Annotated in this window: 19 protein-coding genes; 9 read left to right on the top strand and 10 right to left on the bottom strand. The window is 65.8% G+C overall.

Going from position 1 to position 17,325, the window contains the following annotated elements:
• Positions 1-3: 3 nt before the first annotated feature.
• Positions 4-1,095, bottom strand: coding sequence for an efflux RND transporter periplasmic adaptor subunit (locus ETQ85_RS16910; RefSeq protein ID WP_187394743.1), 1,092 nt, complete (start codon positions 1,093-1,095; stop codon positions 4-6).
• A gap of 150 nt (positions 1,096-1,245) precedes the next feature.
• Between ETQ85_RS16910 and ETQ85_RS16905 the strand changes: the two genes are divergently transcribed.
• The 3 genes from ETQ85_RS16905 to ETQ85_RS16895 are packed head-to-tail and all read left to right on the top strand — an operon-like array spanning position 1,246 to position 3,974.
• Entirely contained in the window at positions 1,246-1,899 is a 654-nt protein-coding gene (locus tag ETQ85_RS16905; protein WP_148580256.1) for a cytochrome b/b6 domain-containing protein, read from the top strand.
• Between the two features lie 33 nt (positions 1,900-1,932).
• On the top strand, positions 1,933-2,598 hold the full coding sequence (locus ETQ85_RS16900) for a response regulator (RefSeq protein ID WP_148580255.1): 666 nt from the start codon (positions 1,933-1,935) through the stop codon (positions 2,596-2,598).
• Positions 2,595-3,974, top strand: coding sequence for an ATP-binding protein (locus ETQ85_RS16895; protein WP_222862194.1), 1,380 nt, complete (start codon positions 2,595-2,597; stop codon positions 3,972-3,974). Before ETQ85_RS16900 ends, ETQ85_RS16895 begins: the two co-directional genes overlap by 4 nt.
• A 96-nt stretch (positions 3,975-4,070) precedes the next feature.
• On the opposite strand, the gene ETQ85_RS16890 is transcribed toward ETQ85_RS16895, so the two are convergent.
• Entirely contained in the window at positions 4,071-4,514 is a 444-nt protein-coding gene (locus ETQ85_RS16890) for a CBS domain-containing protein (protein ID WP_148580254.1), read from the bottom strand.
• A 365-nt stretch (positions 4,515-4,879) separates the two neighbouring features.
• On the opposite strand from ETQ85_RS16890, the gene ETQ85_RS16885 reads away from it, so the two are divergent.
• From ETQ85_RS16885 to ETQ85_RS16875, 3 genes are all read left to right on the top strand, one after another.
• Positions 4,880-5,578: a response regulator transcription factor gene (locus ETQ85_RS16885; protein WP_187394742.1), complete on the top strand. Its 699-nt coding sequence runs from the start codon at positions 4,880-4,882 to the stop codon at positions 5,576-5,578.
• Positions 5,579-5,704: 126 nt separating this feature from the next.
• Positions 5,705-6,457, top strand: a complete 753-nt coding sequence (locus tag ETQ85_RS16880) for a response regulator transcription factor (protein WP_148580252.1) — start codon at positions 5,705-5,707, stop codon at positions 6,455-6,457.
• Positions 6,458-6,613: 156 nt separating this feature from the next.
• Positions 6,614-7,093, top strand: a complete 480-nt coding sequence (locus tag ETQ85_RS16875) for a hypothetical protein (protein ID WP_148580251.1) — start codon at positions 6,614-6,616, stop codon at positions 7,091-7,093.
• Positions 7,094-7,096: 3 nt separating this feature from the next.
• Here ETQ85_RS16875 and panC read toward each other — a convergent pair whose 3' ends face one another.
• The 6 genes from panC to pcnB form a co-directional block, all read right to left on the bottom strand.
• On the bottom strand, positions 7,097-7,921 hold the full coding sequence (gene panC / locus ETQ85_RS16870; protein ID WP_148580250.1) for a pantoate--beta-alanine ligase: 825 nt from the start codon (positions 7,919-7,921) through the stop codon (positions 7,097-7,099).
• An 8-nt stretch (positions 7,922-7,929) separates the two neighbouring features.
• On the bottom strand, positions 7,930-8,748 hold the full coding sequence (gene panB, locus ETQ85_RS16865; protein ID WP_148580249.1) for a 3-methyl-2-oxobutanoate hydroxymethyltransferase: 819 nt from the start codon (positions 8,746-8,748) through the stop codon (positions 7,930-7,932).
• A 91-nt stretch (positions 8,749-8,839) separates the two neighbouring features.
• Positions 8,840-9,478, bottom strand: coding sequence for a deoxynucleoside kinase (locus ETQ85_RS16860; protein WP_148580248.1), 639 nt, complete (start codon positions 9,476-9,478; stop codon positions 8,840-8,842).
• 16 nt (positions 9,479-9,494) lie between these two features.
• A complete protein-coding gene (locus tag ETQ85_RS16855; protein WP_148580247.1) occupies positions 9,495-9,836 on the bottom strand; it encodes a DMT family protein in 342 nt (113 codons plus the stop codon).
• A complete protein-coding gene (gene folK, locus ETQ85_RS16850) occupies positions 9,836-10,342 on the bottom strand; it encodes a 2-amino-4-hydroxy-6-hydroxymethyldihydropteridine diphosphokinase (protein ID WP_148580246.1) in 507 nt (168 codons plus the stop codon). The genes ETQ85_RS16855 and folK overlap by 1 nt, the downstream gene beginning before the upstream one ends.
• A complete protein-coding gene (gene pcnB, locus ETQ85_RS16845) occupies positions 10,339-11,682 on the bottom strand; it encodes a polynucleotide adenylyltransferase PcnB (protein ID WP_148580245.1) in 1,344 nt (447 codons plus the stop codon). Before pcnB ends, folK begins: the two co-directional genes overlap by 4 nt.
• Before the next feature lie 138 nt (positions 11,683-11,820).
• Between pcnB and hyi the strand changes: the two genes are divergently transcribed.
• The 3 genes from hyi to ETQ85_RS16830 all read left to right on the top strand — a co-directional run bounded on the left by hyi (position 11,821) and on the right by ETQ85_RS16830 (position 15,111).
• Complete coding sequence (gene hyi, locus ETQ85_RS16840; RefSeq protein ID WP_148580244.1) at positions 11,821-12,591, top strand: hydroxypyruvate isomerase; 771 nt, start codon at positions 11,821-11,823, stop codon at positions 12,589-12,591.
• A gap of 11 nt (positions 12,592-12,602) precedes the next feature.
• On the top strand, positions 12,603-13,451 hold the full coding sequence (locus ETQ85_RS16835; RefSeq protein WP_148580243.1) for a helix-turn-helix domain-containing protein: 849 nt from the start codon (positions 12,603-12,605) through the stop codon (positions 13,449-13,451).
• 181 nt (positions 13,452-13,632) lie between these two features.
• A complete protein-coding gene (locus ETQ85_RS16830) occupies positions 13,633-15,111 on the top strand; it encodes an amidase (protein ID WP_148580242.1) in 1,479 nt (492 codons plus the stop codon).
• Positions 15,112-15,118: 7 nt separating this feature from the next.
• On the opposite strand, the gene ETQ85_RS16825 is transcribed toward ETQ85_RS16830, so the two are convergent.
• Both ETQ85_RS16825 and ETQ85_RS16820 read right to left on the bottom strand, forming a co-directional pair.
• A complete protein-coding gene (locus tag ETQ85_RS16825) occupies positions 15,119-16,522 on the bottom strand; it encodes a 4Fe-4S binding protein (protein ID WP_148580241.1) in 1,404 nt (467 codons plus the stop codon).
• The gene (locus ETQ85_RS16820) at positions 16,515-17,318 is read right to left on the bottom strand and encodes an FTR1 family iron permease (protein WP_148580240.1); all 804 of its coding nucleotides are present in this window, start codon (positions 17,316-17,318) and stop codon (positions 16,515-16,517) included. The genes ETQ85_RS16825 and ETQ85_RS16820 overlap by 8 nt, the downstream gene beginning before the upstream one ends.
• Positions 17,319-17,325 lie beyond the last annotated feature (7 nt).

Genomic DNA, 17,325 nt, shown 5'->3' with positions numbered 1-17,325 from the left:
GGCTTATTCCTTGCCGATGCCGAGCCAGCTGGCCTTGAGGGCGGCGACGCCAGCGGTGACGACCAGTGCATCGGCAGGGACACCGGAAACCAGCATTGCTTCGCCGAGCTTGCCGGTGATGCCGACCGGCAGCGCCCGGTAGCCGGCAGTCTTGCCGTCCAGGGCGCTGACGAAGACCCATTGCTTGCCCTGCTGATGGAGTACCGAGCCGGCGGGCACCTGCACGGCGCTTGTGCCGGCGGCGTTTACTTCGAGATCCACCGCGGTGGCCTGGCCGGGGCGCAGGTTCTGGGCGCCCCGGGTGATCAGGCCACGCAACAGCACGCTTTGGGTGGCAGGATCGACCGCGCGGCCGACGGCGACCACTTCGCCGCTGGCGCCTGCTGCCGGAATGCGCAGCAGCGTGCCGATCTTCGCCTGGCTGGCGATGGCCAGCGGGGCCTGGATTTCCACCGACAGGGGATCGAGTCTGGCGATGCGGTAAAGCGGTGCGGCCTGCTCGACCCGCTGGCCGACGTTGACGCTTTGCTCCAGCACGCTGCCGGCGATGGGGGCGAGCAGGCTGAGCGTTTGGCCACCACTGTACTGGGCCAGGGCCAGGGCCTGACGACGTTCGGCAGCCTGGGCGGCATTCTGGGCGGCATTCGCGCGGCTCGCCTGGACGCGGGATTCGGCGATCAGGCCTTCGCGGAAGAGTTGTTCATCGCGGTTCAGCGTCTGGCGGGCGAGGCCGGCCTGGGCGTCGGCCTGCAGGCGGTCGCGCTGTAGCTCGAGAGCCTGGGGGCTGGCAATGCGGGCCAGCAACTGACCCTTTTTGACGTTTTGCCCGGGGGCTGTTTCGAGGCTTTCCACCACACCCGCCAGGGGGGCGGCGATGACGCGCACCTGGCTGTTGGGAATGCTCACCATGGCCGGCAGGCCGCTGGCAGCGGCAGTGCCTGCCGGGCTAACCCGCTGGGTGACGATACCCAGCGCCTGACTTTGGGTTGCGGAGACGGGAATGAAGTCGGGGCTGGCTGCGTCGGCGCTGAAAGCCAGTGCCAGCGCAGCAGCGGCAAACGTGAAGTGCAGGGGGGGTCGGTGGGCGGCGGGCATGGGGGACGCAGCGGTGTGCATGTTGGTGACGGAATGCTAAGCCGGGCGGCTTAAGACTGGCTTAAGACGGGTGGGCATTTCAGCTTAAGGCTTGCCTAAGTTTTGGGGCCGATAGTGTGTCACTCATACATCGTTTGCCGGAGTGCTTCAATGAATACGACTGATCATCACACCCTGAGGCTTGAGCGCCGTCGGGTCTACGACCCCTTCCTGCGCTTGCTGCACTGGTGGAACGGTCTGGCGATCGTGATGCTCGCTGCCAGCAGCCAGATTGCCGAGTGGATGGAGGACGGCCCTTATGACCATGCCGGCTGGCAGATGCACATGGTGTTTGGTTATGCACTGGCGTTCGGTCTTTTACTGCGGCTGGTGTGGGGGCTGTCTGGTCCGGCGAGCGCCCGCTGGTCGGACTTGTGGCATCCCGCCGCGTGGCGCGAAGCGCTGGCTACCCGGCGTCTGGCGCATGGCAGCGGCTTCGGCCACGATCCGCTGGCCAGCGCGGCCTATCTGGCGGCCTTCTTGTTGATGGCGCTGATGGTTGCCACCGGCCTGGGGCTGGCTGCGGCAGAGTTTGGCGCTGGGCCGCTGGCGGCCTGGGAGACGTCGCTCCATGCTGTGCGCCACACCATCAAGGAACCCCACGAGGTGGGTTTCTACCTGATTCTCGGTTTCATCGTGGTGCACATCGCGGCGCTGATGCTTCACGAGAAGCGTGGCGTGCCGGTCGCCCAGAGCATGGTCAGCGGTTATCAGTATCGGGAGCTTGCACAGCGTCAGCCGGATGCCGATGATGAGCGCCCCTGAGCGTTTGTTCTACATGCCTGGAATGGGTTGACGATGCGTATTTTGCTGGTCGAGGATGATCGCCTGCTGGGCGATGGCGTGCAGGCGGGACTGACCGGATCGGGCTTTACCGTGGATTGGGTGCGCGATGGCGATGCCGCGCTGGCGGCGCTGGCCGCCGAGAGCTTTGCCGCGGTACTGCTCGATCTTGGCTTGCCCAAGCGCGACGGCCTGTCGGTGCTGTCCAGCCTGCGCAGTGCCGGCAACCCGGTGCCGGTGCTGGTGCTGACAGCCCGCGACCAAGTGTCGGACAAGATCCGCGGGCTTGACCTGGGGGCCGACGATTACGTGATCAAGCCTTTCGACCTGGATGAGCTGGCGGCCCGCTTGAGGGCGCTGGTGCGACGCTCCCAGGGGCGCGCGGATGCCTGCCTGCGCTACGGCGAGCTGGTCCTCGACCCCGCCGGGCGTACGGTGAAGCTGAAGGGCGAGCCGGTGATCCTGACCGGCAAGGAGTTCGACCTGCTGCGCATGCTCCTCGATGCGGCGGGCCGGGTGCTGACCCGCCGGGTGCTCGAAGAACAGCTTTACGCCTGGGGCGAGGCCGTCGAGAGCAATGCGCTGGAAGTGCACATTCACCACCTGCGCCGCAAACTGGGTAGCGAGCTGATCCGTACTGTGCGCGGAGTGGGCTATCTGGTGGATGAGGCGCCCCGGTGAGGGCTGTACTGCAGACTTATTCCCTGCGCCGACGTCTGGTTGGCTTGTTGATCGGTGTGGTCGCACTGATGTGGAGCGTGTCGGCAGTGGTGGCCTTTCGCACCGCCCACGCCGAGGCCGACGAGTTGTTCGACGCGCAGCTTGTGCAGGTGGCCGAAACCCTGCTTGCCATTGTCGCTGCGGGCCAGTCGCCCCACGTCGCCGACGAAATGGCTGAGCACCAGCATGCCTACCAGTTGCCGGTGGCCTTCCAGGCCTGGCAACGCAAGGACGGGCGGTGGTCTCTGCTGGTGCGTTCGTCGGAGATGCCGGACGCGCCGCTGATGGAAAATACGGGCTTTGATGAGCACGACCTGAATGGGGAGTTGTGGCGGTTTTTCGCCGTCGATCATTCCCATAGTGAGTACCGGGTCATCGTTGGCCAGCACCATGCGGCCCGCTATCACCTGGCCGGCGAGATCGCCCTGCACCTGCTGGTGCCCATCCTGTTTGGTTTGCCGCTGATTGCCATTGGTATCTGGGCGGTCGTCGGCCGGGCGTTGAGGCCGGTCAATGCGGTGGCCGCGGCGGTGGGCGGGCTGGATGCGCGGCATCTGGCGCCGGTGCAGGTGTCTGGCCCGCTGCCGGCCGAGATTGCCCCGCTGGTGACGTCTCTTGATGCGCTGGTCGGGCGGGTGGCGGAAGCCATGGACAATGAGCGCCGCTTTACCGCCGATGCCTCCCACGAACTGCGCACGCCGCTTGCCGCGCTGAAGATCCACGCCCAGGTGGCACGCCGGGCCAGCGACGAGACGATTCGCGGTCATGCTCTCGATCAGGTGCTGTCCGGCGTCGAGCGCATGACCCATCTGGTCGAGCAACTATTGACCCTGGCCCGGCTTGACCCGGATGCGGCAGGAAACCTTGAGCCGGAAGTCGATCTGGAGGCGTTGGCCGAAAGCATCTGCGCTGCGCTCGAGCCTCAGGCCCGGCGAGCGGGTCAGAGCCTGAGCCTGGAGGGGGACGGACTGGTGGTGCAGGGCAACCGCTGGTGGCTGGAGGTGCTGCTGCGCAATCTGGTGGACAACGCGCTGCGCTACACGCCGGCTGGTGGCCGGGTGGTGGTGTCCCTGGATGCGGCGGTCCGCTGCCTGCGGGTAGTGGATGACGGGCCGGGGATTCCACCGGCCCAGCGCGAACAACTGCTGACCCGTTTTGCCCGCGGGGCCGATGTGGAGGCGGATGGCTGTGGGCTCGGCCTGTCAATCGTCGCCCGTATCGTCACTATTCTCGGGGCGACGCTGGTGTTCGATGACGGGTTGGCACGGCCGGACGGTGGGATGGGGCTGGCGGTGAGCATTCGTTTTCCGCCGCTGGTGACGATGTCGAAGCCGTGAGGCGGAAGTCGGGCCGCCGAGGCGGCCCACGCGGTCATGCATCCGGAAAAGGGCGAAGCTGTCGGAGCGGCTGGCGCTGCGCCGGTGAGGGTCGGCTCAGGTCGTCATGCCGCCCGAGATGTAGCCGGACAACTGGTCGATGGTGGCCTGCTGCTGTTCCATCACCGACTTCACTGCATCACCGATGCTGATGAGGCCGATCACCTTGCCATGATCGACCACCGGCAGGTGGCGCACATGGTTGTTGGTGATGATGCACATGCAGTCGTCGATGGTGTGGTTCGGGGACACGGTGAGAACGTTCGGCGTCATCAGGGAGCCGACCTTGGTGTCCTTCGAGGCGAGGCCCTTGAGCACCACCTTCCGGGCGTAATCCCGCTCGGTGAAGATCCCCGCCAGTTGTTCGCCTTCCATGACCAGAACGGCACTCACGTTGCGCTCGGCCATGAGAACGAGGGCCTGGAGCACGGTGGTGTCGGGCGTCACGGAGTAGCTCGCGTTGCCCTTGCTCTGAAGAATCTGTTGGACCGTAGCAGCCATTGTTTTGAACCCTCCTTTTCGTTTGTCTCCATGGACCTGTCAGCGCCGCGCCGCAGGCTATCCGGAGTGTATCGCTTGGGCGCGGGATGGCAAGTGCCTAATGGATATTTGGTGGGGCGCGCCCGGACTCCAGCGAGGTCATTGTCGGTGGCTGCATCGTCAGCACCTTGAGCGCGACCTGGTTTTTCCTGTTCATGCCCGGTGTGGCTGTCAGGTTTGCAATGAATTGTGAGCTCTGCGCCCGGCCGCCCGCCTTCGCCTACCATCTGTCCACCGGCGATGAAAATGAATCGATGAACGAGGGGGAGGAAGGCTGTGGAGCTGGGGGAGAGTGTTCGGAGTGTCGTCGCCAGAGGCGTAGGCTCGTGAGCTTTTCCGTTCTCCTGGTGGAGGCGGATCAGTGCCGGAGCCAGGCCACGGCGGCGTTTCTCGCCAAATCCGGCTTTGTCGTCAGCCGAGCGGGAAGCATTGCGGAGGCGGAGGTCGCTTTGTCCGAGCCGGTTGCCATGCTGATTGTCGATATCGAGTTGCCCGACGGAGACGGTCTGGCGTTTTGCCGGCGCGTACGCAGTTACATGCCGTGCGGCATCATCCTGTGTCTGGGGCGGGCTGAACGGGCGTTGCGCATCGCCGGACTGCGGGAAGGGGCGGATGCCTGCCTGATCAGGCCGGTGGATGCCGAGGAGCTTGAGGCCACACTGATCAGTGTCTATCGGCGGCTGCGCTTTCCGCCGTCACCGCTGCTCGCCCGGCCGCTTCCGAATCCCTGGCTGCTGGACCGGGAGCAGTGTCTGCTCACTGCCCCGACCGGGGCGAGTGTGCGTCTCAATGCCCTGGAAACCCAACTCCTGCAAACGCTCTTCGGGCATCCCGGGCGCAAGGCCAGCCGGGAAGAACTGGTCGCGCTGCTCGGCGTCGAGGCGCCGGGCTACTCGATGCCGAGGCTGGAGGCACTGGTCAGCCGGTTGCGGGCGAAGGCTGCCGAGAAGTGCGCGATGAGGCTGCCACTGGTGTCCAGCTACGGCCGTGGCTATCGTTTCGATGCTCATGTACGCATCCTTTGACCTGAATTCATCCTGCATTGGTCAGTATTGGTCAGTATTGGTCAGCATTTTCCCTGCATGTCATGGTCGTTTAGCATATCGGGGTAGCGTGGTCCTTTGTGGTTGCGCCTGATAGGGGAGAGTTTCATGCGTTTGGCCCTGCTCCATGCAGATTCCGGGCTGGCTGAGCCATTGCGGTGTGCGCTTGAGGATGCGGGACACCGTGTCCATTTTTTTGAGGATCAGCGGGATCTCCTCCGTGATGCATCCCGGGAAAGCTTCGATCTGTTTCTGCTCGCCTGGAACGCGACCGCCGCAAACAGCGCCCAGTTGTTGATGAGGTTGCGCTCCATGCCGGGGGGCGACTCGTCGGTGATGTTCATCGCGTGCAGCGACAGCGAAGAGGCGCTCGCTGATGCCTTGTTGGCGGGGGCGGATGATTTTGTGCGCAAGTCGGCTGGCAGCAGGGAGCTTGTCGCCCGGGTTGGTGCGGTGCTGCGTCGCCGCTTGCCGGCGCACTTCAGCCGGTGCACGCTCACCGATACCTATCCCTACCGCTTCGACATCGTCGCCAAGCGGATCTATGTGTCGGGCTCCCCCGTGACGATGACCGAGAAGGAATTCGAGCTGAGCCTGTTCCTGTTTCGCAACCAGGGACGCGTCATGTCGCGGGCGCATCTGCTGGAGTCTGTGTGGGGCAGCAATCTGCCGACGGCTTCCCGCACGGTCGATACCCATGTCAGCCGCATTCGTCGCAAGCTCGGCTTGTGGCCTGAGATCGGTTTTCGGCTGAGTGCCGCCTATGGCAACGGTTACCGGCTGGATCGGGTCGGTGCGGAACGGGATACGACGGGTAGCAGCCTGCCCCGCCAGCGGTGTGTGCCGGGCATTCCCGCCTGAGGCCCGGCTGGCTCAGGGCGTGACCGAATTCTCGGTTAACCCGCGGTCCGTGCCCCGGCGTGCGCCATTCGCCAGTGAGTGTGATGTATTCGGCCGTTCTGGCTTACCCCGGCACCTAAGCTTCGAGCGTCAGAACTTGTTGCGCGGAGCCGGATCATGCATACCCTCATCTTTACCTGTCTCGGGCTGTTGGCTCTGGCAATCATCTGCTGGCAGGCATGGCGCGAGCGTGTTACCGAAAAGCAGCGGATTCCCCCGGACTGGGAGGCGTCGCTGGTACGCATGAGCAATGAGCAGATGCATGGGCGTCACCGGGAGGTGCGCGAGAGTGTTCTGCAGGCTTGCCAGCGACTGGAGTGTTATCCCGCCAGATCGCGGGTTGCCCCTCATGTTCGCGTGCGTCTGGCCGTGTTGCTGGCGCGGGATCCGGTTTACACCGAGGTGGTGCGGGCGATCCGCACGGCCTGCGCCGCTGAGCCGGCGGTGAGTGAAATGGCCTTGTGCGTGGGGATGCGCCAGTATCTGCTCGAGGATATCCGTCAGTGCATGGCGATTGCCGAGCATTTCGGGCAGATCCGCCGGCAGGCGCAGGCTGGGGATTCGCTGGTCATCGCCAGTTTTCATCCCACGACCTGAGGCTCAGATTTCGAGGTTGTCGATCAGCCGGGTGTTGCCCAGTTTGGCGGCAGCCAGCACCACCAGCGATTCGTCGCCCTGTGGGGGCTGCAGGTCGCTGCGGCGGCGGATGGCGATGTAGTCCGGATGCCAGCCGTGGGCGGCGAGTTCTGCCATTGCCTCGGTCTCAAGGCGCAGAAAATCCTTTTCGCCAGCAGCGAGTTTTTCGCGAATCCACGCCAGTTGGCGGTTGAGGCGCGGCGCTTCGGCGCGTTCGGCGGTGCTCAGGTAGCCATTGCGTGAGGACAGGGCCAGGCCGTCGTCGGCACGGATGGTTTCCCCGGCGACGATCTCGATGGGCAAGGCGAGTTCGCGCACCATGTTCGACAGGACCATCAGTTGCTGATAGTCCTTTTTGCCGAACAGCGCCACATTCGGTTGCACGATGTTGAAGAGCTTCAGCACCACGGTGGCGACACCCCCAAAGTGCCCGGCCCGTACAGCGCCTTCCAGGATATTCACGTGGGCCGGGTCGGGCTCGACGTGGTAGCGCTGGGGTGTCGGGTACATTTCCTTTTCGTCCGGCGCGAAGAGATGATCGACGCCAGCGGCGGCAAGCCGCGCACAGTCGTTTTCGAAGGTTCGCGGGTACTTGTCGAAGTCCTCCTTCGGGCCGAACTGCAGGCGATTGACGAAGATGCTGGCGACCACCGTGCCGGCCTGTTCGCGGGCCTGGCGCATCAGGTCGATGTGGCCGTCGTGAAGGTTGCCCATGGTCGGCACGAAGGCGATGCGATCGGCGTTGGCGAGGGCGGCGCGCAGGCTGGCGATGGTGTGATGGATCTGCATGACGGATCTCAGTAGCTGTGTTCGGGGCCGGGGAAGCGACCGGCCTGGACGTCGGTGACATAGCGCGTAACAGCCTCGTCGAGGCTCGACGCACCTTCCATGAAGTTTTTGGCGAAGCGCGGGCGCTTGCCGTGGAAGACGCCGATCAGATCATGCAGCACCAGCACCTGGCCGTGACAGTCGGCGCCGGCACCGATACCGATGGTGGCCATCGAGGTGAGGCTGGTGGTGACGTCGGCGGCCAGCACGGCGGGCACCATTTCGATGACGACTAGTGCGGCACCGGCTTGTTCCAGCGCCAGGGCGTCGCCCTTCAGGATGGCGGCACTCTCGTCGCTGCGGCCTTGCACGCGGTAACCGCCGAGCTGGTGCACCGACTGGGGCGTGAGGCCGATGTGGGCGCATACCGGCACGCCGCGTTCGACCAGGAAGCGTACGGTTTCGGCCATGAAGGCGCCGCCTTCGAGCTTGACCATCTGTGCGCCGGCAGCCATCAGGCGGGCCGCGTTGCGCATGGCCTGGGCCGGGCTTTCGGCATAGCTGCCGAAGGGCATGTCGGAGACGATCAGCGGGCGCGTACAGCCGCGGGCCACGCATTCGGTGTGATAGACCATGTGTTCCATGGTCACCGGCAGGGTCGTCTTCTGGCCTTGCAGCACGTTGCCCAGCGAGTCGCCAACCAGGACGACATCGACGCCGCAGCGTTCCAGTAGCGCCGCAAAGCTGGCGTCGTAACCGGTGAGCATGACGATCTTGCGGCCCTCGGCGCGCATCTTGCCGAGTTCGAACAGGGTGACGGGTTTGTTGTTTTCTTGTAAGTAGCTCATTGCTGTTTCTCCTCGCGGCGGCAGTTAACCCCAATCTTGTGCACGGCACAAGCGCAAACGGATGCTGCGCAAGGCCGGGGGGATGTTGGGGTCAGGCGGAGTAGCCGAAGAATTCCCGGTAGCTGCGCATGGCGAGCAGGCGGGAGTAAAGCAGCTCGAAGTCTTCGTCCTTGTCCACCGGATTGAGAGACTCGGCATTGACGATGAACAGCGGTGCTGCATCGTAATGATGGAAGAAGGTGGCGTAGCGCTCGGCGACCCGCTGGATGTAGATCTCGTTGATCTTGCGCTCGGATTCGACCCCGCGCTTGCGTACCCGCTCGATCAGGGTGTCTGCCTGGGCCTGCAGGTAGATCACCAGGTCGGGCTTGCGCACGGTGGGCTTGAGGCGTTCGTAGAGCTGGCGGTAGAGCTGCAGCTCGTCTTCGGCAAGAGTCAGTTCGGCGAACAGCGGGTCTTTGTCGATCAGAAAGTCGGAGACCACGCGCTTGTGCGGGTCATGTTCCTGGGCGAAGCGGGCCAGTTGCTCGCTGCGCTGGAACAGGAAGGCGATCTGGGTCGGCAGGCCCCAGCGTTCCATGTTCTGGTAAAAGCGCCCGAGAAAGGCATTGGCGGCCGGGTTTTCCAGCTGCACTTCGGCATTGAGACGATCGGCAAGGCGTTTGGCGAGGGTTGTCTTGCCAGCGCCGATGGGGCCTTCCACGACGATGTAGCGCGCTTTTTCGAGCATGGGATGACTTCGCCTTTCAGGCGCGGAAGATGAAGTAAACGGCGCCTAGGATACACAGGGCCGCCCACAGATAGTCAAGCTTGAGGGGCTGCTGCATGTAGAAAAATGCAAAGGGCACGAACACTGTGAGGGTGATCGCCTCCTGCATGATCTTCAGTTGGGCGAGGTTGAGTTCCTGCGCGCCGATGCGGTTGGCTGGGACCTGCAACAGATATTCGAAGAGGGCGATGCCCCAGCTGATGAAGGCGGCGATGTACCAGGGCGAGGTGGACAGGTTTTTGAGGTGCCCGTACCAGGCGAAGGTCATGAAGACGTTGGAGGCCGCCAGCAGAAGGGAGGTCTGGACCCAGATCGGCATTACAGGGGCTCGCTGCGCGTGATGGCCTGGTCGGTGACGGCAGAAAGGTAATCCTGTGCAGCGCCGAGCCCGGGCAGGAGCACGTCCGGGGCGATCTCCAGCAGCGGCAGCAGTACGAAGGCGCGCTGGTGCATGCGCGGGTGCGGCAGGGTCAGTTCAAGGCCGTTCAGGCGGCTGTCGCCGTGCAGCAGCAGGTCGAGGTCGAGGGTGCGCGGGGCGTTGGGAATGCTGCGCACCCGGCCGTGGCGGGCCTCGATGGCGAGCAGCGCGTGGAGCAGCGCAAGGGGCGCGAGGCCCGTATCGACGGCCACTACCGCGTTGATGAAGTCCGGCTGGTCGACGAGCCCCACCGGCGCGCTGCGGTACAGGGACGAGCGGGCCACGACACAGGTGTCGGGCAGGGTGGACAGATCTTCCACGGCGGCCCGCAGGTGCTTGACGGGCTCGCCGATGTTGGCGCCCAGCGCCACGAAGGCGCGGATGCGCACAGACGGAGTCGAACTCATTCTTTGCCCGGGGTGGCCGCTGCCGCTGCGGGTTTCTTGCGACGACGGCGCTTTTTGGCCGCACCGGCCTTGTCGGGCACCAGCATGTTCTCGCGGGCTTCCGGATGGGCGTCGGCGAAGGCTTCCCACCAGTCGGGCAGTTCCATCGGCAGTTCGCCGGACTGGGCGCGCAGACGCAGGAAGTCCCAGCCGGCGCGATAGCGCGGCTGTTCGAGCAAACGATGGGGCGTTTTGCCGGCGCGCTTGTCGAAGCGCGGTTGCAGGGCCCAGATGTCCTTGATGTCGCCAGCGATGCGGCGGGTGATGGCGAGCTTGCCGGACTGGCGTTCGAGCACCGCGTCCATGGCTTCGAACAGTGCCGGCTGGGAGTATTCGCCCTTGGCCTTGCGGGCTTCCCAGTCGGCCAGCACTTCGTGCCACAGCAGGGTGGCGAAGAGGAAACCGGGGGATACCGGCTTGCCCTGGCGCACGCGGTCGTCGGTGTTTTCGAGCGACAGCCACACGAAGCGTTCGCCCATGGGTTGTTCGAGGATCACGTCGAGCAGCGGCAGGAGGCCGTGGTGGAGGCCTTCTTCACGCAGTTGCTTGAGGCATTTGACGGCGTGGCCGGACATCAGCAGCTTGAGCATCTCGTCGAAGAGGCGTGCCGGCGGCACGTTTTCGAGGAGTTCGGCCATCTCGCGGATCGGCGCACGGGCGGCCGGATCGATGGACAGGCCCAGTTTTGCTCCGAGGCGCGCGGCGCGCAGCATGCGTACCGGATCTTCACGGTAGCGCACGCGCGGGTCGCCGATCATGCGCAGGGTTTTCTGCTGCAGATCGGCCACGCCGTGGTGGTAGTCGACGATGGTTTCGTCGCTCGGGTCGTAGTACAGGGCGTTGACGGTGAAGTCGCGGCGGGTGGCGTCTTCGGCCATCGAGCCGAACACGTTGTCGCGCAGCACCCGGCCGTGTTCGTCGGTTTCGGTGGATTCGGCGTCCTGCATGGCGCGGAAGGTGGAAACCTCGATGGTTTCCGAACCGCTCATCACATGCACGATCTTGAAGCGGCGCCCGATGATGCGGGAGCGGCGGAAGAGGGCGCGGACTTGTTCCGGCGTGGCGCTGGTGGCTACGTCGAAGTCCTTCGGCGTGTGGCCGACGATGATGTCGCGAACCGCACCACCGACCACGTAGGCCTTGTGGCCGCCGTCTTGGAGGACCGAGCAGACCTTGTTGGCCGCGGGGGAAATGTGTTCCCGGCGGACACCGTGGCGGGCCACCGGAATCACGGCGGGTTCGGGAAGGGCACTGACGGGTGCGGCGCGGCGAAACACGCGGCGCAGCAGTTTGCGGATCATTGGCGGGGCTTGGATTATTTTGTTCAAGTCGAGCATGATAACCCATGGAACGGCAGGGTTTGACGCTTGAGACTGCCGTTCTGGGCGTTCCTGCACGAAGCCGGAGCGTGATTTGGACTTGTTTCGGGAGTTTCCCCTATGCTGCGCTTCTCTGCCAACCTGTCTTTCCTGTTTCTGGAGCGGCCTTTCCTTGAACGTTTCGCTGCGGCAGCGGCCGGCGGCTTCAAGGGGGTCGAATTCCATTTTCCCTACGCTTTTCCGCTTGACGAGGTGGCCGACGCGGCCAGGCGCGCCGGCGTCGAGGTGGTGCTGTTCAATTTTCCGGCTGGTGACTGGGCTGCGGGCGAGCGGGGCATTGCCTGTCTGCCGGAGCGGGTCGGTGAATTTCGCGACGGGGTCGCCGAGGCGGCGCGCTATGCCGAAGGGCTGGGCTGCGCGCGGGTCAATTGCCTGGCCGGGCGGCGTCCGGCAGGCGTCGATGAAGGCTTGCTGACGCAGACGCTGGTGGACAACCTGCGCCACGCAGCGGATGTGCTCGCCCCGACCGGGGGCCAGGTGCTCATCGAGCCCCTCAACAGCCGCGACACGCCGGGCTTCCTGATAGACCGCACGGCGCCGGCGCTGGCGGTGCTCGATGCGGCGGAGCGGGAAAACCTGTTCCTCCAGTACGACATCTACCACGCCCAGGTAATGGAGGGCGACCTGGCCCGTACGCTGGAGACGCACTTGCCGCGCATCGGCCACATCCAGCTGGCCGACAACCCCGGCCGTCACCAGCCGGGTACCGGTGAAATCAACTTTCCCTTCCTGTTCCGCCAACTGCGCAAGCTGGGCTACCCGGGCTGGATCGGTTGCGAATATGTCCCGACCGGACCCACTGTGGATTCCTTCGAGTGGATGTCGGCCTGAGCGGTGGCGGGATGATCGCGGACGGGATCCATCTGCCGCCGCCGGGGCTGGCCGACTGTCTGAGCAGTGCGCTGGTCACCAGCCTGCCCGGCGGGCCTTATATCCTGCCGGCGGCGCTGCATCCCGTTTTGCTGGTCATCCTGCAGGGTGGCATTGTGGTCCGGCGCGGCGCTGGTGAGCGGCCGCTTCCCGGGCTGGTCCTGTGCGGCGGAACGCGAGGTGTCCGCGAAGCGCGGGCCGAGCCGGGGACTCGGATCATTACGGTGCCGCTCCAGCCGGTGGCGGTGAGGGTCTTGTTCGGCCTGCCGGGCGGGGCGCTGATGGAAGAAGCCGTCGATCCGGCCGAACTGCTGGATGCCGCGGGGCGTGGGGCCCTGGCGCGCTTTGTCGAGGCGCTGCCTTCTGTTGCTGCCGTGCGGGACGAGGTAAGACGGTTGTGGGATCTGTTGGCCGCGCTCCGCCGTGGAGGCGGGAGGTCGTCCGACCTGTGGGTACCCTTGCCGCTGCTGGCCTTTCCCGCGGATCTGCTGGCGGAACGTTTTGGCCTTGGTCCGCGGCAGTTCGAACGGCGCTTCCGGGAGAGTTATGGTCAGCCGCTGCGAGGCTATCGCCAGCAGTTGCGCTGCAGCCGGATGCTGGGCTCGCTGCGCGTGACTGTCGATCCTGCCGAGGGCTGGGCGGCGATTGCCGCCGCTGCAGGCTACGTCGACCAGGCGCATTTGTGTCGGGACGTACGCCGGTTTACCGGCCATACGCCGACCGGGCTGCAGGCCGGGGTCGCCGGTGACGATCCGGCCTTTTGGCCCTACCGCGTCGATCCGGCAACCCTGGCGCGGCATTTCGGCCCCGCCGGGTTCTGAATCGCATCATTCGCCGGAATGTCGTCTGGGTACAAGACCTGACCGGGGGGAGGGGCGCAAGCTGGCGTTTTCTATCGCCTGTGCCCGCCATCTGCCATGACCAAGCCGACTCCCGCCTCTTCCCTGCGCATCCGGATCCTGCCAGCTATCGCCGCCCGGCGCCTGGCCACGGGAGCGGGCGATGTCTGAAATTTGCCTCGATACCCTTACGGCCACAACTGCTGCCCGGGAAATCCGTGAGGGGCGTCTGTCCGCCGAAACCTTGCTGGAGGCCTGCCTGGCCAGGATCGAGCGATTCAACCCGCACCTGAATGCGCTGGTTACCGTCGATGCAGCAGGCGCACGGGAGGCCGCCCGAGCCGCGGATCGGCAGCTTGCAGCGGGGGGCGCCGTGTTGCCGCTGCTGGGGGTGCCGGTGTCAATCAAGGATGCCTTCGCCACCCGAGGGCTGCGCACCACCGCCAGTCACAAGCCGCTGGCGGACTATGTGCCCGCCGCCGATGCAACGGTGGTGTCCCGTCTGCGTGCAGCCGGGGCGGTGATCGTCGGCAAGAGCAACCTGCCGGAACTGGCCGGTGCGCCGCACTGCTGGAGCCCTGTGTTCGGGCTGACCCGCAACCCGTGGGATCCGCAGCGCACGCCGGGAGGCAGCTCCGGCGGCGCGGCGGTGGCCATTGCTGCGGGCCTGTCGCTGCTCGAGGTGGGCAGCGATCTGGCCGGATCGATCCGCATCCCTGCCGCCTACTGCGGTGTGGCTGGTTTGAAGGCCACCGAGAACCGGATTCCCCGCACCGGCCACATCCCTCATTTGCCGGAACATCTTGGTGGGACACGGAGCGTGCGGCACATGCTGTCCTTCGGCGTGCTGGCCCGGTCGGTGGCCGACCTGCAGCTGGGCTACGGGTTGATGGCGGGGCCGGACGGCATGGATAGCGAGGTGCCGCCTCTGCCTGTGCCGTCGCCGCTGCGTGGTCGGGACGGAAGGCCGCTGCGTCTGGCGCTGTGGGATGACTTCGGGCTGCCTTTGTGTGAACGGACCCGGGCCGGGTTGGCGGGTATGCTCCAACGGCTCGAGGCTGCCGGCCACCGGGTGGAACGGGGTGTGCCGCCGGGGCTTGATCCGGCGCACTTGCGGGTGCTTTTCGGGTTGATCGGCGGGGCCGAAATCGGCCTCGGCATGCCGTCGTGGCAGCGGGCTTTCCTTCTCGCCGCACGCCACTTGCTGCCGCCCTCCGAGGGGGTGATGCGGGCTGTGGCCCGCGGGCTGCGCTTTGACATGCGCGCCTATAACCGGGCCCTGAACGAGCGGGAAGAGGCGATCTGCCGGCTGGAAACCTTCCTGTCCGGTTTTGATGCGTTGTTGTGTCCAGTGGCGACCACGGTGGCCTATCCGGGGCGGCCGATGAGCCTGTTCTCCGGGGCGCCGAGGCTCAGCGTGGCCGGCCGGCGCCTGCCTTACCTGGAGGCGACCATCGGCCTGACCCTGCCGTTTTCCGTCACCGGCAGCCCGGTGGCGGCCTTGCCGCTGGGTATCGAAGACGGGCTGCCGGTGGGGATCCAGGTGGTCGGGCGGCGCTGGGGTGAAGAGGCATTGCTGGCGGTGGCGGCGCAACTGGAGCCGATCTTTGGCGGCTTTGTGGCGCCGCCTCTCGGCGACTGATCGATGCTTACCAGACGAAGAAAACCAGCGTCCAGAGGGTCGCCATCAAGCCGACCGGCCAGACCATCGCCACGCCGGCCAGCAGGCGCCGGGGCAGACCGCCGGCCGAGTGCCGCAGCAGGCCGAAGACCAGCGCCAGACTGCCCAGGCAGCCGGTGCCCAGGAGCGCGATGCGGAAGGCCGGCAGCCAGCCGAGCCAGACATGCTCGGCCTTCAGGTGGCTGACGGTGAGCATCGACAGGCCGAGGATCACGCTGGCCGCGGCAAGCGGGGTGAGCGCCAGGGTGAAGCGTTGCCAGTTGAGCGGCTTGTCCATAGTCAGCCGGCTGGCGATGGCCGGGCCGATCAACAGCAGGCTGCCGAGCAGGAAGCCGCCGCCGAGCAGGTAGGCGAGCACCAGTGCACCGTCGAGCCAGGTGAACAGGTCGCTGGCCTCCGGGTAGTGGGTGAGCAGCCACCAGGGCACGTCGTTGTCGAGCAGGGCGAAGTGTTCGTGTTCGACCAGCCATTCGGCCAGCGCCATCTTGATGTGCTGGAACCACGGACTGACCGTCCACTGGAACGCGGCGGTGGCAACGCCGAGTACACCGTAGGCAAGGGTCAGGGCGTCCGGCGTGCGGGCCGGGTTGCCGGCATCGAGGACTTCGGCGGCGGGGGAGCGCCAGCTCAGCGCCACGGCATCGCGCTGGCCGGCGCAGCGCCCGCAGGCATGGCATTCGGAGGCGCTGGTCATGCGTCGTACATCCACCAGCGGAGCGCAGTTCACCGGTTCGAAGTCGCCCTTGTGCTTGTCCTTGTGGTGATCCCAGGCGGCCCGGTCCACCTTGTAGTGGAGTGGCGCGATCTTGGCCAGTACGGCAAATACGCCGGAAGCGGGGCACAGGTAGCGGCACCAGATGCGTTTTTCCCGCCCGTAGAGCAGGCCGACGCCGATGGCTGCCACGGTGGAGCCGCCGAGCACCAGCAGGGCGGCCTGAGGGTATTCATAGACGCTGACCAGCTGGCCATACACCGTGGTGCAGATGAAGGCCACGAAGGGCCAGCCGGACCACTTCAGCCAGCCCGGCAGGGGCTTGCCGCGCCCGTAGCGGCTGACCCGCTCGGAGATGAAACCTTCCGGGCAAAACACCCCGCACCATACCCGGCCCAGTGTGACGGTGGCGATCATCACCCCCGGCCACCAGATGCCCCAGAAGCAAAACTGGGCGAACAGGCGCAGGTTGTCCCAGATGTGGGCGCTCTCGGGCGGCAGCGGGAGGAAGGCCGGGATGACCACCAGCGCGGTATAGATCAGCACGATCAGCCACTGGATGGCGATGATCGGCGTGCGGTGGCGGCGCAGGAAGAGGCCGGCCTTTTCGAGACGACCAGCGGGTTTCGTCCGCTGAAACTGCAGCACGTGTTCAGTCATGACGGGCTTTCCGCTGGGCGCCGATCACCACGCTCCAATAGCCCGCCCATGCCAGCAGGGTGACGAGGGCCGGTCGCGCCCGATAGCCGGTGAAATCGGCAATCAGTTTGCCGCCGGTGCTTGTATCGTCGAGAAACAGGGTGCTGTCCCACACCGGGTCGAGCAACGGTGGCAGCCAGCCGACGCCGATCATTCGGTCGATGGCGGCAACCAGCAGGGCCGAGGCCAGCACCAGTAGCAGAATCGACGAGAGGCGCAGCAGTACGCCGATGTTCAGGCGCGCCAGGCTCCGGGCGGCCAGCCAGGCGGTGGCGCCGGCGGCAGCAAAACCGGCGACGCTGCCGAAGGCCAGGGCCTGCAGTTCGCCGCCTTGCGCCAGGCCGTACAGGAAAATCACTGTTTCGGCTCCTTCGCGGGCCACTGCCAGAGCGGCTACAACGGCCACACCAAGGTGGCCGCCGCGTGCGGTGGCGGCGGAAAGGTCGGCGTGCAGGCGTGCCTTCATGTACCGGCCGTGCTTTTGCATCCACAGCACCATCTGGGTGATCAGGCCGGCGGCGACCAGCAGCGTGCCGGTCTGGAAGGCTTCGAGCGCGTCACCGCTCAAGCCGTCCTGCACGCTCAACAGTGCCCAGCCGAGCAGAAGGGCGAGACCGGCCCCGGCGCCCAGGCCAAGGAACAGCGCCTGCCGCCCCTTGCCACTGTCGTCGTTGGCTTTCAGCCAGGCGTAGAGAATGCCGGCGATCAGGAAGGCTTCAAGGCTTTCCCGCCAGACCACAAAAAACGCGTTACCCATGGGCCGC

It is taken from the genome of Zoogloea oleivorans, from assembly GCF_008107625.1.
Classification (GTDB): Bacteria; Pseudomonadota; Gammaproteobacteria; order Burkholderiales; family Rhodocyclaceae; genus Zoogloea; species Zoogloea oleivorans.
The sequence above is the reverse complement of the archived record's forward strand: the minus strand, read 5'-3'. Positions and strand labels throughout refer to the sequence as shown.